Origin of the sequence: Ruegeria sp. HKCCD8929, from assembly GCF_013031405.1 — a bacterium.
Classification (GTDB): Bacteria; Pseudomonadota; Alphaproteobacteria; order Rhodobacterales; family Rhodobacteraceae; genus Ruegeria.
In genome coordinates this window covers 15,162-41,319 of the sequence record NZ_WPZY01000028.1, presented here as the reverse complement: position 1 = coordinate 41,319, position 26,158 = coordinate 15,162, and the positions used below count along the sequence as shown (strand labels likewise).

The following is a 26,158-nucleotide window of genomic DNA, read 5'->3' as shown; positions in this document are numbered from 1 at the left end:
GGAACTACTTCAAGGCTGCCGGCTATGTCTCAGGTTAATGGCGGGAGGCTTTAAGGTGACCCAGGATCAAATGGAACATGCATTCCCTCGGCTATGTTCAGAATTGAGGTTTGCCCGAGACCAAGCACATTGTGATCAACTGATGGACCAGTTGGCTGACCACATGCTGCTTGGAGAGGCTTGGTATGCAATGAAATTATCACATGGCCCAGCGATACGCTTCATGGCCTTAGGTTATATCTTGCAACGTGTTGAGAGGATTCAAAGCCATAGATCCTACCTGACATCGATCATGGGCAAGATTGATCGGGGAGACATGGAGCCAACGGCACTGATAATACCTCAAATAACTGGGCAGGGTGGGTTGGAAAATCTCAAGAATACTTAGCGTGCTGTACAGGACACTTTTCCATCGTCTGCTTCGGATTTGCGAAGAGCTGCGAAACCGCAGTTACGATGGCAATTATGACGCGGTGCGCCGGAATGTGGCCAGTTGCTCGAAGGCGACACCGGAAGCCTCGGCATTGGCTTATCTCCGAGGAACGATTGGGAATACGAGGGCAGGGGAGTTATATCTTGACCGCCGCCTCTATGGAGGATTTAGCCGGTAGGTAGCTTGAGTTTTCTACACGTAACATGGCGCAATGGATCGAACCGCCTTGATTGTCAAGAATTTGGTCCATATATTGTGGCAACAGGAGTGATCGATATGGAATTACGTGATCTTGTAGAAAACCGGATGATCTCACCGGATCGTCTGGCCCGGCATCTGAAAACCACCAAGCGCGAGATCGGTGAGACTTTGGGCATTGCCCCGGAATCCTTGTCTCGGCGGCAGCGTGTGGCTTCCGTATCAGTCCAGACATCCTTGCGTCATCTTGTCGAGATTCTGAATGCCGTTGCACCGGCTGTTGGAAGCTCGCTCATGGCCTATGCCTGGTATCGGTCTGAACCCATTGTGGGATTTGGCGGACGCACGCCCGAGGAAATCGTAAAGGATGGAGAAAACGCAGCGTTGAAGTCCCATATTCTGCGGCGTCTAGAAGGCGGTTACGCTTGAAGCATGCCATCAGGGTGCAGCGTACCGTCATCCGTGCCGCCAAACCGCGCTGGTCGTATCTGCCAACATCGGGGGAGGGGGCTGCGCGACGGGGTGGGCGGTTCAACCCGATCGGGGAGCCCGCGCTCTATACGTCGCTTTCTCATGAATCAGCCGCGCGTGAGGTGCGTTTCAGCCTGAATCAAGAACCCTATACCTTTTATTTTCTGGCGGTTGATTGCCATCATATCGTTGATCTGACCAGCCGGGAAACCAGACTGGCATTGGGTATCACTTGGGAAGACATCGCCAATGACAACTGGGAATCCGAGATGCACCAGGGACTGGTTCCATCAACCCACGTTGTTGCAGAAAGGCTGAAAGGCGAAAGCTACGCCGGTGTCCTGGTGAACAGTTTCGCATCGGGTGCCACGCCTGATGACATAAACCTCGTTCTTTGGGACTGGGATGCAGTTGACTATTTGCCGTCCAGTAGACCAAATGCGGTGATGGTTCTGCACAGGGATGATTTACCGAACAGTGATGTATCCTGGCAATAAATCTGAGTCCCTGATTTCAAGAGCTTCACTATGGCCCGAAAACCCGTCATTTCCATCAACAAACTGAAAAGAGCTTGGCGCTGAAAAACTGGCGCAGATCGCACTGGAAGATCTGAAAGGTACACGCGCTGCATGCATCAGATCACTTTTTGCGTCCGTAACACACTGTTTTTCAACAGAATCGGCGGGAAGTGGTCGTTCGCTGCAACGGCGAAGAAACGAACCGGAATGCTTAAAAGCGGACCTTGCTGCAGCCGGTATCAAATAAGCGCCACTTTCTGCAAGTGGCCGTTCACATGAAGAATCCGTTCCCGTTTCTCAATGCAGCTCTGAGTTTGGTTGAGACCGGTTGGCCCTCGATCCGCCTGCTGCATCAAACCGCTCGCATTGTATTGGGCGTTTCGACATCGAACCGTCTGCCTTGGACGGATGGAAGATCGGTGTGTTTGATGTGTCTTCCTTTCATACACGAAGTTCAAGGGTCACGGGAAACGCCCGTGTTGAGCGCGGCTGAAAAAACCGATCAGATCATGGTTTCGGCTAGCGTATCGGCTTTGCGCTGTCAGCAGCGTTGCGGGGTTTAGTAACCCGCCATTTGACGCAGCTGTCTTCCACTACCAAAATGCAAGAACGAAGCGTCACTTCGCTACACCTACACGAGCTGCGGGAAATAGCAGTTTGCGTATTTCAGTGCGACTGAAACGCGCTGCAAGGTAAAACGGTCGTTAGCCCAACTATTTACCAATAGGCCGATGCAACTTTTTCAACAAAATGGCCTCAGAGAGAGCTCCGACGGGAAGAATGGGTAAACAGTGCTCTTTCAGTTCCCTTAGATCATCCGCAGCCTATCGCTCGCGGTCTCAATTGGATTGATGTCGATCTCGGCCAGAGATGAAATGACACGGTCGGCGCCGGGCAGCGCGTCGTGATCCTCGTGCAGAAGGCCGATGCAATAGAATCCGCCATTCTTGGCCGCCTGTACCCCGGATGAGGAATCCTCGATCACGACGCATTCCTCAACCGCAAGACCAAGGCCTTCGGCTGCGGCAAGGAAGATGTCCGGGTCGGGTTTTCCGTTCGCCACGTCGTCTCCTCCGATGACAACCGGGAATGCATCCAGCAGCCCGGCCTTTTCGAGTACGGAGCGCACGTTCGCACTGCTTGAGGCTGCGGCCAGGCCAAGCCCCTGCGACTGACACTCGCGAACCAGGTTGACCGCAGCCTCAAAGACCTGAAACTCGCCCCGCTCGATCATTTCGACATAGTAGTCGTTCTTTTTGTCGGCAGCGGTTTTAATGTCGCTGTCGGAATGCCGGGTCATCACCGCGCGCGCGCCATCATAGCGGGGGCGGCCATCGACGAGCTTGCGGTATTCTGTTTTCCCGAAGGTATAGCCGTGTTCTTCGAACATGCGTTTCCAAGCGGCAAAATGCGCCGGCACGGTGTCGACCAACACACCATCGAGGTCGAAGATCAGTCCTTTGATCGCCATCACGGATCTCCAGAGGCTAAGTGATTGTTCAAAAACACGTAACACGCGCGGATATTTCTGCAATCAGTTGGCATGTGAATGTATATCTGGCATAAATATTCTTCCTAACGCTATTGTGCCATCGGCCAATGTGAGGGCGCATGATGGATGTCAAAAAACTGCCGTTTGAAGAACGCGCCCAATGCGCGGCGTATATGAGGGCGACCCACAATATGTCGCAGACGGAGATTGGCAAGATCCTTGGCGGGCTCTCCCAGCCACATGTGTCACGGCTGCTGAAACATGCCGAGCGGCAGAACTATCTGGTGATCGAGCAGCGCTTCGTCAAAGAGCAATTCTCGGACGAGTGGATCCGCCAGATGGATGAATTTCTGGCGCCCTCGGGGCTGAACGCTGATCTGAGCAAGTTCTGCGGTCGTGAAGGCATTGGTATGCCGAGGCTGGGTGTGTTCGAAAGCGGTCCGGGCAATACCGAGGCGGCCCTGGCGCAGCGCCGTACCCGGTTCGGGCGGACCGCCTCGGGGCGTCTGATCGAGTTGATTGAAAAATCTACTGTTGTAGGCGTTGCCTGGGGGCGGACAATCAAGTCCCTGGCAGAGGGGATCGCGGCCTCACGGCAGCCGATCAACAAATCCCGAAAAACCGTGTTTGCGGCTGTGTGTGCCGAACTGGTCTCGCTGGCCCAGCACGGGTATTCTGCGAGCCGGCTGGCTGGGACTTTCGATGAGTTGTTCAACGAGGCCCCGGAAGAAAACCCGCAGCTGACCGGGTTTCCGGCCTATGTGCCACGGCATTATGACGAGAACATGTGCCGTTCGATCTGGCAGTACATCTCGGACACGCCAGGCTACCACCGGGTGTTTTCCGGACCCGATGCACTGATCGGAAAGATGGACATGCTGATCTCCAGCGTTGGTTCTTCGAATACGCCGGTGCTGGGTAGCTTCGAGGAACTGGTTCAGGCCGGCGGTATGAGGGCGGATGACCTCAGGCAATTGGTCGTCGGCGATCTTGGCGGGATTCTGATCCCAAAAACCGGGTTGTCAAAGTCAAGGAAAACCCTGATCGACGATCTGAACGGGCTTTGGACCGGCATCAAGACGGAGCATGTCCGGGCGATTGCCGACCGCGCATTTTCCGACCCGAACCAGAGCGGGGTTGTCGTCGTCGCCATTCAGAAAGAGCGTGGCGATACCGTCTTTGAGCTGATCTGCCGGGGGCTGGTGAACGAGTTGATCATTGATCACACCGCTGCCGAACGGTTGCATCAGCGTGTTTCAGAGCGGCTGGCGGCGTAACCCGTGCTCTGTTCCCTCCCGGAGTCCGCGCCTTCCAGCCCCCGGAAGAACAGTGCCGGTCAGGCAGGAGCGGTGGCGAACACCACCTCCTCTCCGGCAAGCAGTGTAACCGGGCGGCCCAGAAACTCGATGCCCTCCTGTGTGCCCGCGGGTGCTGTCAGCAAGAACCGGCATTCGTCATGAGCGACCACGATCGCCACGTCATTGCCCCGCCATTTCAGGGAAAACCGGATGTCGGTCCATTGCTCGGGCAACCAGGGCTTGAAGGTCATCTTGCCGTGTTTGACGCGAAACCCGCCAAATCCACAGACCAGCGACTGCCAGGTTCCCCCAGCGGACGCGATGTGCATGCCGTCCTGGGTATTGCCCTGGTTGTTGACTAGGTCGACAGAGGCAGAGCGTTCGAAATAGCGGTGCGCCGATGAAATGTCTCCGACCTCGATCCCCATGATCGAATGAATTGCCGGGCTGAGCGACGATTTGTGCATCGTGCGCTTTTCATAGAACGCATAATTGGCCGCTTTGATCTCGTCCGAAAACTCGTCAGGCAGCAGGTAATTCAGCATGATCACGTCGGGCTGCTTAAGCAGCATCGAGTCGTTCAGCGAGAAATGGTCATGCCCTTCCGGGTAGACCGGCATGTGGTTCTCGTCCCATTCGGTGATGGGGATATCCTCAAGTTGGAAATAGCCTTCGAACTGCTCGATCAGGTTCCGCGAAGGATCGAAGGGGATGTAAATCTTCCCCGCAACCTCGATCCATCGCTGCACTTCTGCCGCGGTCAGCCCCAACCGTTTCATGAGTTCTTCGTGTTCGCGTGAACCATCGGCGCTGAGATCGGCAAATACCCGGGCGGTCTGCTCCAGATGCCATTTGGCCATCCGATTGGTGAAGGTGTTGTTATCGACATGTTCGTGGAACTCGTCTGGCCCGATCACACACGTGAGCTCGTACCGGTCGTGATCGTCGTTCCACTCCAGTCGGCTGACCCAGAACCGACTGGTTTGGTACAGAACCTCTGCCCCGAAATCGCGAAGAAAATCCCGATCACTGGTTGCCGCGACATAGCTGAGGATACCGAAGGCCACGCAGGCCGTGACATGGATTTCTTCTTCGCCCGTCCAGATCCGGTTGGCGCCATCCGCCGTCCATTTCGGCGTGGTTTCAACGCCGGTATCGGCGGATTCCCAGGCGTATTGCGCACCTTTGAACCCGTTTACCTTCGCGTTTTCGATGGCGCCGCTCATCGTGTAGTAACGATATTTGAGCAGCGCCTTGGCGGTCTCAGGCTGGGTGAAGATGTAGAATGGCAGAAGGAATATCTCGGTGTCCCAAAAGATGTGGCCTTTGTAGCCCTCGCCAGACATGGATTTGGCACCGATATTGGCGCGCGGGTCGTTTTCGTTTGCAGCGATTAGCAGGTGGTAGATGTTGAAGCGCATTGCCCGGGTCGCCTCGGCATCGCTGGTCACGATGCAGTCACAGGCATCCCATTTTGCGCGCCAGACGGCGGCACTGTCGCTCAGGCAGGCGGACAACCCCCGGGCCTGTGCGGATTCTAAAGACGCTTCGCATTTTGCCGCAAGTTCCGCGCCGTTCAGATCGCGCGAAGTATAGATCGCAACCAGTTTGTCGAACGTATAGCTTTGGCCCTGGGCGGCTTTTATGGAAACAGTCTGCGAGACCCGCTCGTAGTCTCGCTCCGCCCGCTGAAACTCACTTTCTGGCGGTCCGTCCAGCGTCGAGGCCATACCGATCGAAATGCCGGTATCCAGCGTCAGTGCCTCGATATAGGTCCCATTGTTGGAAGACACCGCACGTGTCACCATCAGGTGCCTGCTCTTGGCCCATTTTTCCCATTTCACCTCCGGATGAAACTCTGGCTTGCCCTGATAGGCAGGCAGGCGATCCAGATTGTAACGCTGTGCATCCAAGGCGCTTTCGACAGTGATCGTGGAGCTATGGTTCACCGGCGTGACCGTCAGCCGAATGCCGCAGATATGCTGATCGGCAAAGCTGGCGAGCCGTACGCTGGCGATCCGGGTATGGCGGCCTTTGCTGTCCTCAAACAGGGTGTCGCGATGCAAGAGCCCTGTCTGCAAATCCAATACGCGTCGGTGGTCGATGACCTTACAGGTCTGGACATCCAGAGCCTCACCCTCGACACGAACCCGCAGCGGCAGCCAGGTCGGGGCGTTCACCTGGTCGATCACCGTTGAATCGTGGTGGTCATAGACGCCCGCCAGATAGGTTCCGGACAATTCTCCCTTGTGACCCTCTTCCAGCGACCCTCGGGTGCCCTGATAGCCGTTGCCGACCGTAAAGATGGTTTCTCTGAAGTTTGCCTCATCAAGGTCGAACTTTGTTTCTTCGATCAACCAATCGCTGCTGCTCAGCATGAAATGCATGTCAGGGGCTCCGTTCGGGTGATGTTGCGGAACACTCAGTCGCCGTAGGTCTCGGCGATCTGACGTTCTGTTTCTTCCAGTGATCCATAGACGTCCAGCTCGCTGCTGGTGCAGCGCTGTGCACCTGCGCAGTTGCCGAACTGGCAGGCCTTGACGAAATCGCGGGTCTTGAGATAGCCAAAGGCCAGCCCGCCCGCGAAACTGTCGCCGCAGCCGGTGGTATCGACCACATCCTCGACCAGCACCCGCTTGACCAAGTGCTCGCGCATCCGACCGGTTTCGTCTCTATGGTAGACGGCACAGCCGTGCTGATCGAGCGTGACATAGAGCGCCTTGACCCCGCGCTCCAGACAGTGCCGCGCGAATTTGGGCAGTTGGTCCATCGTCAGTTCGCTGATGTCCTGCAGTTCGTCAGATCCGTATTCACCCTTGAACCAACTGCACTGGGCCTCTTCGAGATTCATTTTTAACAGGTCGATATGAGGCAGCCACCGGTCCCGGTCAATCCAGAACTTGTGATAGCGTTCCCCATGTGCCGAACAGCCGTTTGTGGGGCCATGCGCGTCGAACACGATAAGCCCGTCGCTGTTGGCCTTGATGTACCGCACGGTCTCAAGTGGAACTTCGAAATCGGTTATCGGGACAAAGACGAAGGCATCGCAACCCATCAGATCCTCAATATCCTCGGGCAGGATCGGGTTCATGAAGCCGGTCTGTCTTTCGTTGCGCCGGTTCTGATCGAGATAGACCAGGTCGATCACGGCGCCCTGGTCGGCGCCGCCGGTGACATGGGAAACATCCATATGCGGAAACCCCGACAACAGGTCGCGGACCTTGTGCACGTCCGACTTGCGCACATGACTGACGACATTGATCTGCGATCCCGGCCCGGCCAACGATGACATGCAGACCGCTGTGTAAACAGCGCAACCGAACTTTTCAAAGTTCTCGCCCTGGTAGCTGGTGATGTTGTCCCGCGGGATCGGGCCGAGAACCGCAACATTGATCTTGTCCGACATGGGGTGCCCTTGCATGAGGTCGTGATCGGGACTGTCCGGTACCGGCGTTCGACGGTCCGCCCGGCAAGCCTCGGTAAGGCGTCAGTTCTGATAGACCTGTTCGCGTGTATAGAACCCGCCTTCGATCACTGTGGCATCAATCGTGTCCTTTGACACAGCAAAAACCGGAGTGATGATGGTTGGGACTTCAGCGAACCCGTTGTCTATCAGGGTGTATTCGCCAATCAGGTCGCTGATTTCGGCATCAGGTGAGCGGGCAATCTTGACGGCGACATCGGCTGCCTCATAGGCCAGCGGCTTGATCTGCTTCCAGACCTCCAAAGCCTGCACATCGCTGGCCACCAGTTGGACATTCCTCAAATCCGCGTCCGATCCGGCGACAAAGACCTGATCGGCCGATGCCAATTCCTCATCAGAGAGTGCCGCAAGCACACCAAAGGCAAGACCACTGTTGTTGCAGATGAACGCATCGACCGCGTTGTCATACTCGACCAGCAGATTCTCGGCGGTGTCCCGGGCCATGTCGGGCGACCAGTCCACATGGCTGCGGTCGGCAACCAGTTCCAGCCCGGGATGATCCGCGATCACTTTCAACGCGCCGCTGCTTAGCGCTGCGGCATTGGCATCGCCGGGTTGACCGCGGATCAGCGCCACGCGACCCTTCACCTCACCCCGGTTGCTCTTGAGCCAGTCGACCATCGCTTCGGCCTGCAACTGGCCCACCGCCCAGCTGTCTTGCATGACCATGACGTCAAGCGGGCCGTCCTGCAGCATCGAGTCATAGCCGACCACCTTGATCCCCTGTTCATGGGCCAGACTGACCAGGGCGCCAGCCGTTGCCGTGTTGACCGGCTGCAGCACCAGAACATCGACGCCGAGATCCAGCATTTCCTCGACCTGCTGCAACTGGCGCAACGGATCGTTGCCGCTGCTATCAAAGATCACGTCGGCGCCAAGGGATTCCGCTCGTGCGGTGAACAGGGATTTATCCGTCTGGTACCGCGCTTCCTGCATGGTCTTGAGCAGGAAGCCTATCTTGATCTCGCCTTCTGCCGCCGACATCACCGGCAGCGACACCGACAACAGGCCGGCCAGACCCAGAGCTTTGAGGCCGTTTGTTCGTAAGGTTGCAAGAATGGACTGTACCATCGCTCACCTCTCAACTGTCATGCGTGATTTTGGAGCTATGAAGGGACGTCCCCGGCGTCTGTCCGCCGGGGACGCTGCAGGGCTATTTCTTTTTCTGCATCACGTCGAACCACACGGCGAGGATGATGATCATGCCCTTGATGATCAGCTGGTAGAACGTGACCACGCCCAGCAGGCTCATGCCGTTGTTCAGAACGCCGATCAGCAGTGCTCCGATGATCGTGCCGCTCACCTTGCCGGAGCCGCCAGCCAGGCTGGTGCCGCCGATGACGACTGCAGCGATGGCGTCCAGTTCGAACATCGTCCCGAGGTTGGGGGAAGCACCGTTCAGACGCGAGGCAAGGATGATACCAGCCAGCGCCGACAGAACCGAGATCACCGTATAGACGATCATCTTGGTGCGCACGACATTGATGCCGGACAGGCGCGCTGCATCCTCGTTTCCGCCAAGCGCATAGAGACGGCGGCCAAAACGCGTGCTGTTCAGCGTGTAAATGCCCGCGAACGCAATGACCGCGAAGATCGCCACCGGAACCGGGATGCCCTTGTAGCTGGTGAACACATGGAACGCCAACGCGAAACCACCGATCATGACGGCGCCGTTGACCAGCAATTCCTGCATATTCACTTCGACGCCGTGGGCCCGGCTTTGCTGAACGTCCCGGAAGATGGAGTAGACCGCTAGAGCGGCGCAGACGATCAGGACAATGCTGGACATCATCGGCGGGATATAGGCACCACCCAGCAGCGGAAATACCTTACTCGTTACGGGCACGGAACTGCCATTGGTCAAGGTCAGTGCCAGACCACGTCCGATGGTCAGCATGCCAAGGGTTATGATGAAGGGTGGTATGTTAAACTTGGCTATCCAGAACCCGTTCCACGCTCCGATACCAACACCCACGATCAAAAGGGTTGCCGGAACCGCCAGCACCGTTGGCACGCCGTATTGCATCATCAGCGTACAGACGACGGCCGATAACCCGACAACTGAGCCAACGGAGAGATCGATTCCGGCGATCAGAATAACCATTGTCATGCCGACAGCGATAATCCCGATGATGGTCACCTGACGAGACAGGTTGCTAAGATTGCGCGCGGTAAAGAATGCGTCGTCGGCAAAGCTGAGCCCAACGACCAGCACGATCAGCGCAATCAGCGTGGCGTTGTCCTTGATGAAGTTTATCAGGTGATTTTCCTTGGCGCTTCCGACGCCGACACCTGCAATGTTGCTGTCAGCACTCATTTGCTTCCTCCCTTATGCGCTGCCGGTGGCATACGCCATGATTGCTTCCTTCTTCGCGTCGTCCCGTTCAAAGTTCGACACGATCTCGCCTTCGCACATCACCAGAATCCGGTCGCACATGCCCAAGACCTCGGGCAGTTCCGAAGAGATCATGATGACGGTGACCCCCTGCTGAACCAGCTCGTTCAGCAGCTTGTAGATTTCCACCTTGGCGCCGATATCGATACCGCGCGTGGGCTCGTCCAGAATGAACACGTCTGGCCTGGAATTGAGCCATTTTCCAAGGATGACCTTTTGCTGGTTGCCGCCACTTAGCGTGCCGATCACGGTATCAATCGACGGGGTCTTGACGCCAAGCTGGTCGACATATTCCCTGACGACTTTGCGTTCTTGCTGGGTGTTGATGATGCCCAATACCTTTGAACTGATCGTCTCCAGCGAAGAAATCGTTGTGTTGAAGGAAATGGACTTGTCCAGAAACAGACCCAGCGCCTTGCGGTCTTCGGTAAGCAGGGCAATGCCGGCATCAATCGCGTCCTTTGGAGATTTGATGTCCAGCTTTTGACCGTTCAGTTTGACCTCACCGGTGGTCTGGTCCGGATAGGCCCCGAATACACCACCAACCAGTTCAGTCCGGCCCGCGCCCATAAGCCCGGAAATGCCCAGTATCTCACCCTTGCGTGCAACAAAACTGGCGTTCTTGACCAGATGGCTGCCCGGCAAATCAGGGTTCGTGACGGACAGGTCGTTAACTTCCAAAGTCACTTCACCAGGGGTGAAGTCAACCTTGGGGAACATATCCTTGATATCGCGCCCGACCATACGGGCGATGATCTGATCCAGCGTGATATCTGCGATCGGTGTCACTTCACCGATCGTCTGACCGTCCCGCAGAACCGCGATCCGGTCGGCAATCTGCTCGATCTCTTCCATTTTGTGCGAGATGTAGCACATGCAGACGCCATCAGCCTTAAGCTTGCGGATGATGCGGAAGAGGTCCTTGACCTCCTTATCAGTCAGAGCCGAGGTCGGCTCATCCAGCACCAGGATCTCGGCCTTTAGCGACAGGGCCTTGGCGATCTCGACCATCTGCTGTTTGCCGACCGTGATGTTCTGCACCAGATCTGTGGGCCGAATGTCGTTGATACCCAGTTCGTTGAGGAGCTTCTGGGTTTCGGCAAAGGTTTGGTTCCAGTTGATCTTGCCCTTGGCATCGGTGAACTGGCGGTCGAGAAAGATGTTTTCCGCAACCGACAGGCCGGGGATCAGGTTGAGTTCCTGATAGATGATGCCGATACCGGCGGCCTCGGCCTCCTTTGTGTTCGCAAACCGGACCCTTTCGCCGCGAAGATAGATATCCCCCTCGTAGGTCGGATAAGGCCAGACACCGCTGAGCACCTTCATCAGCGTGGACTTGCCCGCCCCGTTTTCCCCCATCAACGCCAGAAGCTCGCCTGATCGCGCTTCGAAATTGACATTGTTCAGGGCGCGAACTCCGGGAAAATCCTTGATGATACCCTGCATTTTCAGGACGACTTCAGACATGTTTTTTCCCATCAGTTTCAGGTTGTTATCCTTGCCCGTTTCCGCTGCGCCAACGGCGGGCGATCACAGAGCGATCAAAGGAAGGAGGGCACCATGCAGCCGCGCGCGGGGAGAAGCACGCCCTTGGGCTTGATGACGGAATGCCCTCCTTCAGGAAAACGTCCGTGGGATCAGTTCCCGTAGACTTCTTCCTTGGAGTAGAAGCCGCCGGCGATGATCGTGTCGTCGATGTTGTCCTGCGTTACCAGCGTGATCGGGGTCACGATCGTCGGCACGTCGGCGTAACCGTTGTTGATGACCTTATCGACTTCGACGAGGTCAGCAGGCGCGCTGTCGGGATCGGCTGCCAGAGCAACGGCCACCGCGGCGGCAGTTTCTGCCAGAGGATCGATCTGTTTCCAGATCTCAACCGCCTGCTTGCCTTGGGCGACGTACTGGATGTTGGCCAGATCAGCGTCTGAGCCGGCCACAAACACTTTGTCAGCCGACGCCAACCCTTGTGCTTCGAGTGCGGCGATCACACCACGCGCCATACCGCTGTTGTTAGCAATGAACGCATCGATTTCATTGCTGTTCGAAGTCAGCGTGTTTTCCGCGGTGGCCATCGCCTTTTCCGAGGACCATCCCTCATGAGCTTGATTGGTCACCAGTTCCAGCCCGGGGTTGGCCTCGACGATTTCCAACACACCGCTGCTCATGGCAATGGCGTTCGAGTCGCCCGGCTGGCCCTGGATCAAAGCGATCTTCCCGGCGACATCGCCGTTTTTGGCCTTGAGCCATTCGACCATCGCTTCGCCTTGAAGGCGGCCCACGGCCCAGCTGTCCTGCATGACCATCGCGTCCAGCGGACCGTCAACCAGCATCGAGTCGTATCCTACGACGCGAACACCTTCGCTGTTGGCCATGCTGACCATGCTGCCGGCGGTCCCTGTGTTGACCGGTTGCAGAACGATGACATTGGCGCCCTTGGCAAGCATGTTCTCGAACTTGGCAAGCTGAGTCAGTTCGTCGTTATTAGCAGAATCAAAGATGACTTCGGCACCAAGCTCTTCGGCCTTGGCCGTGAACGCCGCGCGATCCCGCTTATAGCGCTCTTCCTGCATCGTCTTAAGCAGAAAACCGATCTTGACATCGCCCGCGAACGCAGTGCTGGCAGACAATGCAACGGCGGCGACCGAAATAAGGGCGGCTCTACGGGTAAGGGTCTGGAATAGGGACATATTTCCTCCAGTTTATGTTCCTTGGCAGCAGATCCTCTTCCGACCTGCGACACGTTGTGCCCGGGCGATTGGCCCGGATGCCGGGTCACCGGTCGAAAGGGGGCCAAAACGCAAAGCGACGCGGTCAGCGTATCATCGTGAAAGGGGTGCAACATTTGTATATTAATCGTGAATACTTATTCACAGATGTGTGGATTGCCTGGGATCAGCACCTTTGGGATTAATCGACGGGGTCTCGTAACGGAGGATTTCTGGTTCATCTAAACCCTCAAGTAGTGAAAATGAGAAAGAAATCCGAACCACTGAAAGCGACCGCTGAGCGGGTACTGCAGTTTCTGAGATGTATGTTGGATGTTCGCAATGGGCCGCCTACCAAGGTGGCCCGAATGATCTAGATTTCAATGGCCTCAGCGATAGCAAGAGCATCCTCAAGTTCAACGCCAAGGTACCGAACAGTGCTGTCCATCTTGGTGTGACCAAGCAAAAGCTGAACAGCTCGTAGGTTGCCCGTCTTCTTGTAAATCTGAGTGACCTTGGTCCGACGCATCGAATGCGTGCCATAAGCGCTCGCCTCCAATCCGATAGAGGTCACCCAATCACGCACGATCCGCGCGTATTGACGTGTGGAGACATGAAGGCGCTCGTGAAACCGTCCTGGCCACAGATATTCAGATCCGACCATGAGTTCATCTTCTATCCACTTCTCAACAGAGGCGCGGGTTCCTTCAGATATCTCGAAGCGAACGGGTTTCCGTGTTTTGCTTTGTAGCACTGAGGCTCGTTCTTTGATCTGGCCCGATGCCATAACGTCGACGACTTTCATCTTCACCAGATCGCAGCCACGCAGCTTGCTGTCGATGGCCATATTGAACAAGGCCAGGTCGCGATGGTTCTCGGCCAGTTCAAGCCGAACCCTAATCGCCCAGACATGCTTTGGTTTCAGCGGCCGTTTCTGACCGACAATGCGACCCTTGTTCCAGGCAGGGCGAAGCGCGCGAATGGCAGGTAGGTTTGGTGTCATGACTGATCCTCCGATCCGCCATGCCCGCCCACAACGACAACCCGACGTTGACGAGTGACCATATCACAGGATGCCGCGCCGCTTCTGAGGCCTGATTCGAGCCCTTTTTCTTTATGCTGTAGTACGTACGAAGGACCATAGTCCGTAGATGACTGCCGTTAGTGTCTGGACGAGGGGTCCAAATCAAACTTCACTAATGATGCAACTTCGCCGGATCGCCGCCAGCACTTTCGCCGATGCGTTTCGCTCCAATGCATAGTACTCCGATATATACACTTCAGGCGTGCGCTGGAGCCATTTCAAGGCTCCCGGATTTGTTCTAATTTAGTATCACAGCTATCACATCGCCTGGTCGACGAAATATCGCCACAAAGTCCTAACCGGAGGGGTGCGCCTGCGGGTGCGTGGTTTCCCAAAATGAGACCCTTGTTGAGTTCCACGTCGTAAACGGTCGGGACACGCTGTCCCACTTGCGCGAACCAAAGACTCTTCGTCCATTTGATACGGCTCTCTGCAAGTCGTTTGACCTGGCTCTTCCAAAGGCTGCAAAATCGCTTAGTGGTGTGGTGTCCGAGGCGGCATTTCTCTTTCGCAAGCGCAACCAGGTCAGCCTGACAACGCCCGAAGGATTTCGCGTGGTGAAGGCGACGCCGCGCGACCTTGAAGACGCCTGCAAGGTTGGGTGCGATTTCTTTTCGTCCGGCGAAGAGGTCGAACACCTCTTGCAATCTGAGGATCTTTGGATTGCCCGGTGCCGGTCCGAAATCGTTGGATGCAATGTCACCTACGCGTTGGAGGGACCCTTCAACGCAGTCGATGTTGGTATTGTCGTCCGCAAGGGGCGACGCAATGAGGGCTTCGGTACCGTGATTGTGTCCGCGCAATCCGACGCGGTCGAGCACATAGGTGGTGTGCCCATTTGCGGGTGCGCGAAGGGCAACATCGCATCCAAGACAGCGCTGGAGAGGGCCGGATTTGTCTCAGAGCATAGGCTTTTGCGGATAGAGTTCCCCGCCTAGACCAATGCACATTTTGTCCCGCTGAACTGACTTATGGAGCTTTTTTGGCCGCGCCGTACCGCCGCAAGCCCGGAGAGAGCCCAAAGTAACGGGTGCTGCAAAACGTACGAATGATCGTGAAGTACAAAAAAGCTCACATAGGTTTGGGCGACTGGCCCAATGTGAACACTGGAGTTTGCCTGTCCGTTCTCCGAACGCCCACTTTTGGGCAGCTTGCTGAATTCACTCTGCTCGGATGCTTGCTGTGCAGAAAAAGTGCCTTCGCGGCGGCGCCTAAGATAGTTCTGTTTGGCATATCATACACGCAAGGAAAAAAAGCGTGAGGAAATTTTGCCTACCAATCAGGGTAGCGGCTCTCGAGATGTCTTGCGAATTTGTGAGAAAATAGACGTTTTAGAGCAGATTTCAAACGTATGGTTGGTGTGATCTTCGCGGCGCTCCCATCCTGCGGGGTATAATCGATAACCTGCCTTGTCTCGTTGATATCCCAACGCATACCGGGGTTGTCAGACATCAGGTTCAGCGCGGCAAACGGCACATCCTTCGCGTCTATTGCGGCGCGCATGCCGTTCAAGAAGTCCCGGTCGCTCAGCCACATCTCCTGGCCCCATCGGCCCATCGCCATATGCGGGCCCGGCTGGTTGTCATGGGTCCATTGCGTCCAGCCGATGCGCAGGCAGATAACGGACAGTCCGTGATGCGCGGCGAAATAGGCTCCTGTCCGTTCACAGAACAGCTTTGACATGCCGCAGGCGTTTACTGGCCCTGGTGGTGTCGTGCTATTGAGCACGTCATGCGTGAACCTTTTGTCGCCGTGGACCCAGTTGGAGCTGGCAAGAACTACTCGGCTGACGCCCATGGCTGCCGCATGGTGATAGAGAGAAAGCGTTGCATCCATATTGTGTTTGATTGCGGAGGCCCAAGTGGCGGCTGGCTCTCTGTCACCAGCAAGATGCACGATAACGTCCACTCCCTTTAGCAAACTGACCCAACTGCTGTCGTCGGATAGGTCTGCGGTGTGAATGTCGGGATGATCAACGGGACGGATGTCGATGCCAGAAACGATGTAGCCGGGGTCGCTTTCTAGCGCGTCGAAAAGTTTGCGGCCGAGATGTCCACCAGCGCCTGTGATCAAGACATGCATGAAAGGAACTCCTGGTTGTTTGTGAGCCCCAGTGGCATTTGGGATGCATCTTCATCCGCCAAGACGCGGAACATCTGCCGAAAACTCAGCGTTTCATTTGGTGCTAGGTCGCGCGCCGGAGAGTGCCATTCCGCTTCGCAATAGGCGTAATCGCCCGAATTAAAGACCTCAAACGGATAGTCGTGTGCAAATTGATCGCCCTGTTGAGGTTCTGGTACTGAGCACATCAGCAAGGGGCCATCTGGGCCGCACCGCACCAATGTACGTCCGTTAGGGTTCGGTAGCCCGACCTTGAATTCCTTCTGTCTGTTGCAATCCACGACAGTGCTTTTGCCGTGCGTAGCGATCATCTCTTCGGCAGATCCAAAAACAGGATAAAACGCAGGGTCTTCCAATTCGACACCGATCTTGGCAGGGGTGTTGAGCATCATAACTGACCAAATGCCGGTCAGGCGCGAGGAGGCCCCATGGTTGGCAACGATGTGTTCTATTCCCCAGCTTTCCGCTGAGGTCAGTGTAATGCGGCGCGACACCGATAAGTGACAGGTCGGGCATACAGCGCTGGTCATGTCGATATGAGTGCGGCTTCTTGAAGTGATCTGGTAAGCGCCGCTGTCCAACACGGGAAATGGAGCGCCGTTTACCCAGGATGCATCCGGGGCGATCCAAGTCTTCTCGCCGCCCCAGAGCGGAAAAGCAAATTGTGGAGAGCGCGTGGGCAGATCAGTAAGCCGCGTGTCATCGACCTCCAACCCGTCGAGATCTGTGTTTTGAAATAGGAGGGAGCGCCCCTGGAAATTTACGTCCCATAAGCGGCCCCCGATGCCGGGCAGGAGTGTCAGCCGCAGGTTGTTTTGCTGCAGGTGAAGAACGCTCCATCTTTCCGACATGTACCCCCTCCCATAGGTTTCCCGGCGCGACAGATTGCGCCGGGACAATCGCTTAGGTGTGCTTGAACTGGACGACGTTTTCGGCAGTAATCGGCATAACCCCGGTCTCAACGCGCTCCGGTAAAGGATTGATGCCGGCCGCCTTCCAATCGGGCAAGACCTTCAGCGCGTCAGTGTTCTGCCAATGCATCATGTGGAAGGCGAGAAAGATCTCCAGATAGGATTTCTGAGCCACAGCGCCGTGAATTGTGCCGTCTTCGATATAGGGAAGCATATCATCATTTCGGTCCATCGCGACGATCTTGATGTCCTTGCGTCCTGCCTCATTGACGGCAATTGCAGCGCCTTTGCCGCTGTCGCCGTCCGTGCCGCCAATGCCAACAATATCCGGGTTCGCCTGAATGGCCTGAAGGTAGGCTGTCGGCGCATAGGACGGGTCGGCCTTGTCGTTGACAACGTCGACCACTTCGATATCCGGGTATTTCTCGGCAAAGATTTGTTTGTACCCTTCGACCCGCTCCAATGTGGAGGGGGCAGGGAATGTACCGAGGATGACTTTGCCCTTGCCGCCAATCGCTTTCGCCAGCATCTCGCCGCCGACACGTCCTGCCTGAACACCGTTGATACCAAGGAACGTGGATCGAGGGCTGTCGGGAATATCACCGATACAACATGTGACTGGAATGCCCGCCTCGACAGCACGTTCGACGCCGGGTGCCAAAGTGGCCGGATCACCGGGGAAGATAAGGATGCCTGCGGGACGTCTTGCGATCAGTTCATCCAATTGGCGTGCTTGTGCGGCCGTGTCGAAATCTAACGGACCAGTGAATGTGGCCTTGATACCCATCAGTTCCTCAAGGTCCTTCATCGCATTGCGATAATCTACCCAGAACGGCACTTGCGTGACGATGGACAGGAAAACATACTCCTTGCCGGCTGCTTGGGCCATGGCTTCTTTGGACAGCATGGGCAGTCCGAAAGCTGCGGCCAATCCAGCAGTGGTGCCCGCTGTCAGCAATCTGCGCCGATTCACATTCAATTCAGTCATCGTAGTCTCCCTGTTTTGGATCTGTGGTTGTTGTTGAGTTTTGGAAAGCTTCGGGCTTAGCCCCGTTTGCTTCGGATCAGCATGTCCAAGGCGACTGCTGTAACGAGTACGCCGCCAATGACAATCATCTGCCAGTAGATCGAAACGGCCAGCATCGTCATGGTGTTATTGATCAGCGCTACGAAAACGACGCCGAGGAAAGCGCCAAGAATAGTACCTTCGCCGCCACGTAGGGATGCGCCGCCGATGACAGCCGCCGCCAAAACCTGAAGTTCGATCCCGTTGCCTGCCGTGGGCGTTCCGCTCATCAGGCGCGAGGCCAGCAAAACTCCGGCCAGAGCGGCCAGAACGCCGGTCAATGCGTATAGAATGATACGCACACGGGTCACATGGATGCCTGACAACATTGCGGCCTTTTCATTGGCGCCAATGAAATAGACCTGGCGGAAAAAGCGTGTATGGCGGACGGCCAGGTCAAACAGGATCACCAGCAGAATGGTGAACAAGACGATCACAGGAAAGCCGCCTATGTCGGCTTTGCCGATCCAGGCAAATGATGCCGGCAGGCTTGAAACAGAAAAACCTTCGGTCAGGACAAGAGCGATGCCTCGCGCGATCGACATCGTGCCGAGGGTCGCGATAAGCGGATTGATCCCGAGGCCGGTCACCAGCACACCGTTCACCACACCCACGATGCCACCTAGAATTAGCCCGCAGGCTACGGCTAGCGGGATTGCCATACCGGTCAAAAGCAGCATGGCGACGACGGTGGAAGACAGGGCCATTACCGAACCAACCGACAGGTCGAAACCACCGGATGCAAGCAGGATCGCCATGCCGATCACGATGATCGCGGTCGGTGCCATACCCACGGCCACCGCACGAAAGTTCGAGAAGCTGAGGAAGTAGGGGTTGATGTTGGACATCACGATAATGATGGCGGCGATCAGGACGATCAGCGTCAGCTCACGAATATCAACAAAGGCTTGCAGGACACGGCGCAACACGGGTGGTTTCATGGGCAAGTTGGCTTGAGCTGTCATGGTCACGTCGCGACTCCTGATTGATTGGGTTGGGTTGCATCCACCGATGGAACGGAGTTTCCGGCGGCCAATTGAAGGAGCGTGGTCTCGGTTGCTTCAGCCGCCGCGACATCGCCCATGAGGCGACCGTCGTGGACCACAAGGATGCGCGTAGAGAGAGAGACAAGTTCGGGGAAATCGGATGACACCACGAGGATGGCCATACCTTCGGCGGCTCGACGCAAAAGTTCTGTGTGAATCTGGAATTTAGCCCCGACATCAACACCCTTTGTAGGCTCCTCGATGATCAGAAGGGCTGGGGCACGTTTGAGCCATTTGGCCAGCATGATCTTTTGCTGGTTGCCCCCTGACAGATCACCAACAAGTTCGGTAATGCCGCTGGTTTTGACACCGAAGGCATCAATGGCTGCCTGGCTGGCTGCTTTGATCGTGCTAGCACGCATGAAGCCGGCTGAGGTATGTTCTGATAGACTGGCTGCGATCAGGTTGTCACTAAGCGATTGTTCTAAAAACAGGCCCTCGGTCTTTCGCTCTTCAGGAACAAACCCCACCCCGGCACGCATCGCCTGCCGCAAGGACGCAAAGCTGACTGGCTTGTCATGCAACCTGATTTCGCCTGTCGCGCCATGCATCAACCCGGCGATGGACCGGACAATCTCGCTGCGGCGGGCGCCCATCAGACCAGCCATGCCAACGATCTCTCCGGCTTTTATGGAAAACGAAATGTCTTCGAACTCGCCGGCGTGCGTCAGGTTCTGCACATGCAAAACCTCGTTGCCGCTGCCCTGATCCGACCGAGTGATATCACCGGGATGCGCGCCGCCGATCATCTCGGCAACGACCTGTTCCTGTGAGGTTTCTGACACGGGCAAGGTGCTTATGTGGCGACCGTCTCGCAAAACGGTAATGCGATCCGAGATCTGGAGTATCTCGGTCATATGGTGGCTGACATAGACGATGCCGATCCCTTTTCTTGTCAGTGACTTTAGGACTTCGAACAGTGCGTCTACTTCGTCGGGTGCCAATGCCGAGGTCGGTTCATCCAGCAAAAGGACGCGGGAGTTCAGCGACAGTGCCTTGGCGATTTCAACGATTTGGCGGGTGCTAATTGGTAGATTTTCCACGGGTATTGAGACGTCGATATCCAGACCGAATTCCGCCAGCAACGCCTCCGCTCGGCGGCGCAGTTCAGGCCAGTCTACTACGCCAAACCGGGTGGGTACGCGGCCCGCGTAGATGTTTTCCGCAACAGAGAGCGCGCCAGCGAGGCTGAGTTCTTGGAAAACGCAGCCGATGCCCAGGGATTGCGCGTGCGACGGGCTTTCGACCCGCTGTTCCTTGCCGTCGCACAGGATACGCCCAGCTGAAGGTTGGTGAAGCCCATAAAACAGGCCGAGACAGGTGGATTTTCCGGCGCCGTTTTCACCACAAAGCGCGTGAACTTCGCCGGGCCTCAATTCAAAGTCGACGCCGTCCAAAACAATGTTCGTGCCGAAGCTTTTGCCAACCCGATCCAGCTGGATCAGGGGCTGTGGCCCCAGTGAGTCAGGCTTCATTGTTGGCGTCATACAAGTCTCCTCTTGTCTTTTGATTGACATCTGATATCTCAGATGTCAATCAAAAAAGAAAAGACCGTGAGGTGCCCAAATGAAAGGGGCGGCGCCGTTCTGGCCCGCCCCCGTCACAACGAAGCTACGTTTTTGCTATGATGCGGCCGCTCGTTCTAGGACGATTGCGGCGCTCTTGTAGGCCTGTCTAGTGCGATCAATATGCGCCGTGAGAAGAGACTTGATTTTGGTCATGTCGCCTTCGCGAACGGCAATAGCTATTTTCGCATGCTCATCGAAGGAGAGTTCGGTATGCCGCGGCAGCTTTGCCAAATGGGTTCGCAACGCGGCAATCTTACCAATATAACGTGTATAACTTGCCGTCAGATAATCGTTTCCAGCATGTTCGAAAATCAACTGATGAAACGTGGTATCTAGTGAAAGGTAGCCCTTTTCATTGCCACGCCTGCGTTCCTTCTCCATGTCCTTCACAACACGCTGCATGTCATCGGCAAGACCTTCCGGGTTCCGCGACAGTGCCAGTTCAAAGGCGGCAGTTTCGATAGCCTGTCTAAAGTCGCAGATCTGAGTCACTTCCGGCTCAGACAAGGAAAAAACGCGGGCGCCTTTTTGAGGCTCGATACTGACCAACCCTTCGTCACGTAATTGAGCGAGTGCTTCGCGGACTGGCGATTTCGATACGCCTAGCTCTTCGGAGATTTTTCGCTCCGACAAAACCTGACCCATCTTCAGGGAGCCATCGATAATACTATTCCGCAAATGTTCCAGTGCGAGTTCACGCAAGGACTTGGGTCTCTCAAGCGCCATCTGAGGATATCTCCAAAAAAAGTGTTGCCAGATGCAAGATATCTGATACACCAGATTAGGCAAGCTGGTATATCAGATATCAGAATGTGTAAGGGAGATCGAAAAGTGCACGCAGAATTGGTCGTCGACTGTCAGAACCAGCACGGGGAAGGGATTTTTTGGAATCCCGCCGATGGGCTTGTCTGGTGGACCGACATCGAAGGCTGCACGCTTTGGTCATTTGACCCGGTAGCTTCGATAAGCACGTCTCATGAGATGCCAGAGCGTGTGTGTTGCTTTGCTCCGAAGGCCTCTGGAGGGCTGATCGTTGCTTTTGCAGATCGTATCGTTTTGCTCGATCCGACCATGAACGAAGAAACCCTCGTGACCCGATTCGAGCCGAACAATCCGGAGACGCGGTTGAATGACGGGCGAACTGATCGTCAGGGGCGGTTGATTGTTGGAGGGATGAACGAAGTCTCGGGTAACGCCGATTCGTCGGTCATTTGCGTCGACCCGGATTTGAGCGTGCGCACGATAATCGAAGGTGTGTCCTGCGCAAATTCGACCTGCTTCGCGGCAGATGGAGCTACAATGTTCTTTGCCGATACCCCGGATCGGGAAATCGTGGCGTTCGACTACGACACCGACAGTGGATCTGTTTCGAACCGTCGGCGACACGCTTCTTTCGAGGATGAGCCGGGCCTGCCCGATGGGTCCTGCGTCGATGCCGAAGGCGGTGTTTGGAACGCCGAATGGGAAGGCCATCGCGTTGTTCGCGTCGCACCCGACGGCACGATAGATCGCATGATCGAGGTGCCGGTCTGGAAGCCTACCTGCTGCGCTTTCGGTGGCCCTGATCTCGACACGCTTTTCATCACGACCTCAAGGCTGATGAGTGACGAAGCAGCTTTAACAAAAGAACCGGAATCCGGCGGTCTCTTTGCTGTGAAACCCGGCGTTCGTGGCGTGATCGACGCGCCATTCAACGGATAACCAACGAATTTCTGGAGGAGAATACAATGTTGAAAACGCTCATGAACACTACGCTTGCCGCGGGGTTCGCCACGCTGGCAACGGTCGCTTTGGCGGAAAATTATCCGGCACCGGTTCCACTTGAGGACGGGGCACAAGCGCCAATCGATGCGATTGAACCCAAGAACGAAACGTTCCGGATCGCGTATATGCCACCCGCGACCGAGTTCAACTACTACATCGCCATCGGTGAAGGGATCAAAGCGGTTGCTGCTGAGGCCGGGGTCGAAGTCTTCATGCTTGCGCCCCAGTCGGGTGCGGACATCAACGGCCAAATGGGTATGATCCAGGATGTGCTGACGCAGGATGTGGATGCAATCATCTTTGGTACACATGATGAATTTGCTGCCGCACCACTGCTTAAGCAAGCCGTCGACAAGGGCATGGCAGTTCTGATGATCAACTCGGACATCCCGAACTTCCCGACACCAATTCATGGCGTTGTCGGGTACTCTCAGCGCAATGGCACGCATGCTATCGCTGACTGGGCCATCGAAACTTTTGGCGATCAGCCGCTGAAGGTCGGCATCATCGAAGGGCAGCCTGGCTATCACTCGACCGAGCGTGTGGGTGGCTTCCTCGACGGTATCGAGGGCAACGAAAACTTCGACGTTGTGGTGTCTATTGACGGTAAATGGAACGTTGAGGGCGGCAATACTGCTGGTATGGACATCCTGCAGTCGAACCCTGATCTCGACATGATCTTTGCGGCGAACGACTACATGATCATTGGGGCATCCTTTGCTGCGAAAGCGCTTGGCCGCAATGACATCGTTCTTTTGGGCAACGATGGCGATACGTCTGGCCTAGAAGAAATCGCGGCTGGCAACATCACGGCAACCGTCAACACCTCACCATTCTTGATGGGCAAAGCGGCTATGCACGCAACCATTGATGCGCTCAACGGGTCCTATCCCGGCGGCTGGATCGAAACGCCCACATCAATTGAAGACAAAGACGGTGCAATCAGCGTGCTGCAAGAGCCAGAAAAGCTCTTCCCGCAGCCGTCCAAAGAGTACTGAGCTTTCTCCCCGCTTCCCGGTGGCGCGTGCGCGTGCTGCCGGGTTGCAATCCAACCGAGTTTCACTTTTGTCGAGGCAATCGCGATGACACCCGCAACGCCCCTTTGGGAGTTTGTCGATATCACCAAGGCCTATCCTGGGGTCTTGGCGAATGACAAGGTCTGCATCCGGCTTATGCCCGGTTTCATTCATGGGCTACTGGGTGAAAACGGCTGTGGCAAGTCGACCATGATCAAGACACTGTCCGGCGTGCAGCAACCCGATAGCGGTCAAATCCTGCACAATGGCAAGCCGGTCACGATCAGCGACCCGCAGGCGGCACGTGAACTGGGCGTCGCAACAGTTTTTCAGGAATTCTCGATCGTACCCACCTTGTCGGTTGGCGAAAACATCTTCCTTGGCAATATGCCTCGGTCCCGATTTGGTGTGATCGACTGGGCCAAGGTCCACAACGAAGCCGCGCGCGTGTTGGCGGAAATGGATGTCGATGTTTCACCCGAGACCATCACCGGTTCGCTATCGGTAGGCGAGCAACAACTGGTTGAGATCGCAAAAGCCGTCGCGATGGACGCCCGCATGATCATCCTGGATGAGCCGACAGCGGCATTGGGTGAAGATGAAATTGAACGCCTGCACCAGTTACTGCGCAATATGCGTGAGCGCGGCACCGCTATTCTTTATGTGTCGCACAGGCTGGATGAGGTTGAACGGATCGTTGATGAAGTGACGATCCTGCGCAACGGCTGCGTTGTGCGTGCAAGTGGCGAGACCAAGATCAACGTCTCTGAGATTGTCAGCGCCATGGTCGGTGAGGACATTGGTGAGCATTATCCCAAGGAGCAGAACGCGACCAAGGATATCGTGCTAGAGGCGGTGGATCTGGCAACCAACTCGGGTGTGAAAGATGTGTCGTTTTCGTTGCATCGGGGTGAAGTGCTGGGCTTAGGCGGCGTTTTGGGAAGTGGCCGCACAGAGATCGCCCGCGCCCTATTCGGGACAGACGAGTTGACCGATGGGCAGATAACGCTGAACGGCAAACCAGTTCGCTTTCGCCGGGAAATCGATGCGATCCGTGCTGGTTTGGCCCTTGTTCCGGAAAACCGCAAATTCGACGGCTTGTTCTTCAATTTCCGCGCAAGTGGGAACGTCACCGCAGCATCGCTTGGCGGGTTAAGTCGGTTCGGAGTGCTGAACCTCAAGGCCGAAGAGCAAGCTACCCATGACCTGATCCGCGATCTGGAAATCTCAACCCAGGCCGAGGAAAAGACGGTCAACTTCTTGTCTGGTGGCAATCAGCAGAAGATCGTGATTGCACGCTGGTTGTTCTCAGCCTCGGACATCCTGATCCTTGATGAGCCCACGCAGGGGATCGATATCGGCGCCAAGATCGCTGTTTACAAGCTGATTAACAGGCTCACTCGGGCGGGAAAATCGATCATACTGATCAGTTCGGACCATGATGAGTTGCTCGCGATGAGCGATCGGATTGCCGTCGTGCAGCACGGAACGATAGCGCGCACGGTCGATGCATCTGACCTTACTCATGACGATCTTGTACGCGCATCCGCCGACACCCCCCAATCCAAGCCTAAGGAGGCTTTCGCATGAAGCGGATCTTTGACACCCAGTTGATCGGGCCATTTGCAGCAATGGTGATCGTCGCACTGATCGTGGCCCTTACGACCGAACGCTTCCTGAACCCGGGCAACCTTTCAAACCTGTCCCTACAGGTTAGCATCGTGGCCTTGATCGCAATCGGGTCTACAATCGTGATCTTCGCCGCTGGCATCGATCTGAGTTCCGGTTCGATGGTGGCTTTGCTGACCATGATCCTAGCGCAGATGTTAAAATTCATCGGCATTCCGCTGGTTCTGGCGTTGCCACTCATTCTCCTCATGGGCGGATTGCTTGGTCTATTTATTGGGCTGATAACAGCCTATGGGCGTATCCCGTCTTTCATCACAACATTGGCGGCGTTGATTGCCTTCAGGGGCCTTGCGCTGACCTTCAACAATGGATCGCCGATCTTTTCGCTGGATCCGGCGCTGGAGCCAATCTTTTACGGCAAGCTGTTCGGCGTTCCGATGCCTTTCTTCTACCTCGTGTTCTTCTATGTCCTTGCTGCGTTCACTATGAACTTCACGAAACTCGGCCGCGAGATTTATGCCGTGGGTGGCAACCCAGCGGCCGCCGTTTTGACGGGCATCAACGTACGTAAAGTTCAGACGACGACGTTTGTCATCGCAGGTTTCATGACGGCGGTTGGTGCGATCCTGATGTCAGCGCGCCTCAACTCGGGTTCGCCCAACTATGGTCAGACACTGGAACTGCAGGCCATTGCCGCCGCCGTGGTTGGCGGCGCCAGCCTTGCAGGCGGTCGTGGCAACATCCTCGCCACGCTGATGGGGGCGATGACGATTGTAATCGTCCAGAATGGTCTGAACCTGAACGCTGCGCCATCGTCGGTTCAGAACATCGTGCTGGGTCTGATCATTCTGTTGGCCGTTGGCATAGACATGTGGCGCGCGGAAATTTCGGCCTTGATGGGTCGAATGTTCGGTCGCCCTTCATCGCAGCAGTCATCTAACGTTAAGAAGGAGGCCTGA

General features: G+C 56.0%; 22 protein-coding genes and 1 pseudogene. 9 read left to right on the top strand and 14 right to left on the bottom strand.

From position 1 onward, the window contains the following. The 3 genes and pseudogenes from GOX53_RS23810 to GOX53_RS23800 form a co-directional block, all read left to right on the top strand. Positions 1–388 (top strand): annotated as a pseudogene (locus GOX53_RS23810) (hypothetical protein); the annotation flags it as partial. Positions 389–709: 321 nt separating this feature from the next. After that, entirely contained in the window at positions 710–1,060 is a 351-nt protein-coding gene (locus GOX53_RS23805; protein WP_170638481.1) for a hypothetical protein, read from the top strand. Further along, positions 1,057–1,599: an RES family NAD+ phosphorylase gene (locus GOX53_RS23800; protein WP_171180852.1), complete on the top strand. Its 543-nt coding sequence runs from the start codon at positions 1,057–1,059 to the stop codon at positions 1,597–1,599. Before GOX53_RS23805 ends, GOX53_RS23800 begins: the two co-directional genes overlap by 4 nt. An 829-nt stretch (positions 1,600–2,428) precedes the next feature. Here GOX53_RS23800 and GOX53_RS23795 read toward each other — a convergent pair. Further along, on the bottom strand, positions 2,429–3,091 hold the full coding sequence (locus GOX53_RS23795) for an HAD family phosphatase (protein ID WP_171180849.1): 663 nt from the start codon (positions 3,089–3,091) through the stop codon (positions 2,429–2,431). Positions 3,092–3,231: 140 nt separating this feature from the next. Here GOX53_RS23795 and GOX53_RS23790 point away from each other — a divergent pair, with 140 nt between their 5' ends. Then, positions 3,232–4,389, top strand: a complete 1,158-nt coding sequence (locus GOX53_RS23790; RefSeq protein WP_217351900.1) for a sugar-binding domain-containing protein — start codon at positions 3,232–3,234, stop codon at positions 4,387–4,389. A 59-nt stretch (positions 4,390–4,448) separates the two neighbouring features. On the opposite strand, the gene GOX53_RS23785 is transcribed toward GOX53_RS23790, so the two are convergent. From GOX53_RS23785 to GOX53_RS23755, 7 genes are all read right to left on the bottom strand, one after another. Next, entirely contained in the window at positions 4,449–6,797 is a 2,349-nt protein-coding gene (locus GOX53_RS23785; protein ID WP_171180845.1) for a glycoside hydrolase family 65 protein, read from the bottom strand. Between the two features lie 35 nt (positions 6,798–6,832). After that, positions 6,833–7,816 carry a carbohydrate kinase family protein gene (locus tag GOX53_RS23780; protein ID WP_171180843.1) on the bottom strand — a complete coding sequence of 328 codons (984 nt, stop codon included), beginning with the start codon at positions 7,814–7,816 and terminating at the stop codon, positions 6,833–6,835. An 81-nt stretch (positions 7,817–7,897) separates the two neighbouring features. Then, positions 7,898–8,965, bottom strand: coding sequence for a substrate-binding domain-containing protein (locus tag GOX53_RS23775; RefSeq protein ID WP_171180841.1), 1,068 nt, complete (start codon positions 8,963–8,965; stop codon positions 7,898–7,900). Positions 8,966–9,047: 82 nt separating this feature from the next. Further along, entirely contained in the window at positions 9,048–10,211 is a 1,164-nt protein-coding gene (locus GOX53_RS23770) for a sugar ABC transporter permease (protein WP_217351899.1), read from the bottom strand. A gap of 12 nt (positions 10,212–10,223) precedes the next feature. Beyond that, positions 10,224–11,756, bottom strand: coding sequence for a sugar ABC transporter ATP-binding protein (locus tag GOX53_RS23765; protein ID WP_171180840.1), 1,533 nt, complete (start codon positions 11,754–11,756; stop codon positions 10,224–10,226). A 170-nt stretch (positions 11,757–11,926) separates the two neighbouring features. Beyond that, a complete protein-coding gene (locus GOX53_RS23760; protein WP_171180837.1) occupies positions 11,927–12,976 on the bottom strand; it encodes a substrate-binding domain-containing protein in 1,050 nt (349 codons plus the stop codon). Positions 12,977–13,367: 391 nt separating this feature from the next. Continuing rightward, entirely contained in the window at positions 13,368–13,997 is a 630-nt protein-coding gene (locus GOX53_RS23755) for a tyrosine-type recombinase/integrase (RefSeq protein ID WP_171180835.1), read from the bottom strand. A gap of 470 nt (positions 13,998–14,467) precedes the next feature. On the opposite strand from GOX53_RS23755, the gene GOX53_RS23750 reads away from it, so the two are divergent. Next, positions 14,468–15,016 (top strand): hypothetical protein, encoded by a 549-nt coding sequence (locus tag GOX53_RS23750; protein WP_171180833.1) that lies wholly within the window; start codon positions 14,468–14,470, stop codon positions 15,014–15,016. A 334-nt stretch (positions 15,017–15,350) separates the two neighbouring features. Here the strand turns inward: GOX53_RS23750 and GOX53_RS23745 are convergent, their stop codons facing one another. The 6 genes from GOX53_RS23745 to GOX53_RS23720 all read right to left on the bottom strand — a co-directional run bounded on the left by GOX53_RS23745 (position 15,351) and on the right by GOX53_RS23720 (position 21,516). Beyond that, the gene (locus GOX53_RS23745) at positions 15,351–16,160 is read right to left on the bottom strand and encodes an NAD(P)-dependent oxidoreductase (protein ID WP_171180830.1); all 810 of its coding nucleotides are present in this window, start codon (positions 16,158–16,160) and stop codon (positions 15,351–15,353) included. Then, the gene (locus tag GOX53_RS23740) at positions 16,148–17,050 is read right to left on the bottom strand and encodes a hypothetical protein (RefSeq protein WP_171180828.1); all 903 of its coding nucleotides are present in this window, start codon (positions 17,048–17,050) and stop codon (positions 16,148–16,150) included. The genes GOX53_RS23745 and GOX53_RS23740 overlap by 13 nt, the downstream gene beginning before the upstream one ends. 52 nt (positions 17,051–17,102) lie before the next feature. Continuing rightward, the gene (locus GOX53_RS23735) at positions 17,103–18,098 is read right to left on the bottom strand and encodes a substrate-binding domain-containing protein (protein WP_171180827.1); all 996 of its coding nucleotides are present in this window, start codon (positions 18,096–18,098) and stop codon (positions 17,103–17,105) included. A 56-nt stretch (positions 18,099–18,154) separates the two neighbouring features. Next, on the bottom strand, positions 18,155–19,141 hold the full coding sequence (locus GOX53_RS23730; protein WP_217351902.1) for an ABC transporter permease: 987 nt from the start codon (positions 19,139–19,141) through the stop codon (positions 18,155–18,157). A gap of 2 nt (positions 19,142–19,143) precedes the next feature. Next, entirely contained in the window at positions 19,144–20,709 is a 1,566-nt protein-coding gene (locus GOX53_RS23725) for a sugar ABC transporter ATP-binding protein (RefSeq protein ID WP_171180823.1), read from the bottom strand. A gap of 135 nt (positions 20,710–20,844) precedes the next feature. Beyond that, positions 20,845–21,516 carry a GntR family transcriptional regulator gene (locus GOX53_RS23720; RefSeq protein ID WP_171180821.1) on the bottom strand — a complete coding sequence of 224 codons (672 nt, stop codon included), beginning with the start codon at positions 21,514–21,516 and terminating at the stop codon, positions 20,845–20,847. 105 nt (positions 21,517–21,621) lie between these two features. Here GOX53_RS23720 and GOX53_RS23715 point away from each other — a divergent pair, with 105 nt between their 5' ends. The 4 genes from GOX53_RS23715 to GOX53_RS23700 all read left to right on the top strand — a co-directional run bounded on the left by GOX53_RS23715 (position 21,622) and on the right by GOX53_RS23700 (position 26,158). After that, a complete protein-coding gene (locus GOX53_RS23715; protein ID WP_171180819.1) occupies positions 21,622–22,491 on the top strand; it encodes an SMP-30/gluconolactonase/LRE family protein in 870 nt (289 codons plus the stop codon). Between the two features lie 26 nt (positions 22,492–22,517). Further along, entirely contained in the window at positions 22,518–23,552 is a 1,035-nt protein-coding gene (locus GOX53_RS23710) for a sugar ABC transporter substrate-binding protein (RefSeq protein ID WP_171180817.1), read from the top strand. Positions 23,553–23,636: 84 nt separating this feature from the next. Continuing rightward, the gene (locus GOX53_RS23705) at positions 23,637–25,160 is read left to right on the top strand and encodes a sugar ABC transporter ATP-binding protein (RefSeq protein ID WP_171180815.1); all 1,524 of its coding nucleotides are present in this window, start codon (positions 23,637–23,639) and stop codon (positions 25,158–25,160) included. Further along, a complete protein-coding gene (locus GOX53_RS23700) occupies positions 25,157–26,158 on the top strand; it encodes an ABC transporter permease (protein ID WP_171180813.1) in 1,002 nt (333 codons plus the stop codon). The genes GOX53_RS23705 and GOX53_RS23700 overlap by 4 nt, the downstream gene beginning before the upstream one ends.

Bases quoted from the DNA above. Each gene is read 5' to 3' on its own strand.
- GOX53_RS23700 (WP_171180813.1), top strand. From the start codon at position 25,157: ATGAAGCGGATCTTTGACACCCAGTTGATCGGGCCATTTGCAGCAATG.
- GOX53_RS23760 (WP_171180837.1), bottom strand. From the start codon at position 12,976: ATGTCCCTATTCCAGACCCTTACCCGTAGAGCCGCCCTTATTTCGGTC.
- GOX53_RS23805 (WP_170638481.1), top strand. From the start codon at position 710: ATGGAATTACGTGATCTTGTAGAAAACCGGATGATCTCACCGGATCGT.
- GOX53_RS23730 (WP_217351902.1), bottom strand. From the start codon at position 19,141: ATGACAGCTCAAGCCAACTTGCCCATGAAACCACCCGTGTTGCGCCGT.
- GOX53_RS23745 (WP_171180830.1), bottom strand. From the start codon at position 16,160: ATGCATGTCTTGATCACAGGCGCTGGTGGACATCTCGGCCGCAAACTT.
- GOX53_RS23775 (WP_171180841.1), bottom strand. From the start codon at position 8,965: ATGGTACAGTCCATTCTTGCAACCTTACGAACAAACGGCCTCAAAGCT.
- GOX53_RS23795 (WP_171180849.1), bottom strand. From the start codon at position 3,091: ATGGCGATCAAAGGACTGATCTTCGACCTCGATGGTGTGTTGGTCGAC.
- GOX53_RS23755 (WP_171180835.1), bottom strand. From the start codon at position 13,997: ATGACACCAAACCTACCTGCCATTCGCGCGCTTCGCCCTGCCTGGAAC.
- GOX53_RS23770 (WP_217351899.1), bottom strand. From the start codon at position 10,211: ATGAGTGCTGACAGCAACATTGCAGGTGTCGGCGTCGGAAGCGCCAAG.
- GOX53_RS23740 (WP_171180828.1), bottom strand. From the start codon at position 17,050: ATGTCGGAAAGATGGAGCGTTCTTCACCTGCAGCAAAACAACCTGCGG.
- GOX53_RS23725 (WP_171180823.1), bottom strand. From the start codon at position 20,709: ATGACGCCAACAATGAAGCCTGACTCACTGGGGCCACAGCCCCTGATC.
- GOX53_RS23790 (WP_217351900.1), top strand. From the start codon at position 3,232: ATGATGGATGTCAAAAAACTGCCGTTTGAAGAACGCGCCCAATGCGCG.
- GOX53_RS23720 (WP_171180821.1), bottom strand. From the start codon at position 21,516: ATGGCGCTTGAGAGACCCAAGTCCTTGCGTGAACTCGCACTGGAACAT.
- GOX53_RS23765 (WP_171180840.1), bottom strand. From the start codon at position 11,756: ATGTCTGAAGTCGTCCTGAAAATGCAGGGTATCATCAAGGATTTTCCC.
- GOX53_RS23710 (WP_171180817.1), top strand. From the start codon at position 22,518: ATGTTGAAAACGCTCATGAACACTACGCTTGCCGCGGGGTTCGCCACG.
- GOX53_RS23785 (WP_171180845.1), bottom strand. From the start codon at position 6,797: ATGCATTTCATGCTGAGCAGCAGCGATTGGTTGATCGAAGAAACAAAG.
- GOX53_RS23780 (WP_171180843.1), bottom strand. From the start codon at position 7,816: ATGTCGGACAAGATCAATGTTGCGGTTCTCGGCCCGATCCCGCGGGAC.
- GOX53_RS23735 (WP_171180827.1), bottom strand. From the start codon at position 18,098: ATGACTGAATTGAATGTGAATCGGCGCAGATTGCTGACAGCGGGCACC.
- GOX53_RS23705 (WP_171180815.1), top strand. From the start codon at position 23,637: ATGACACCCGCAACGCCCCTTTGGGAGTTTGTCGATATCACCAAGGCC.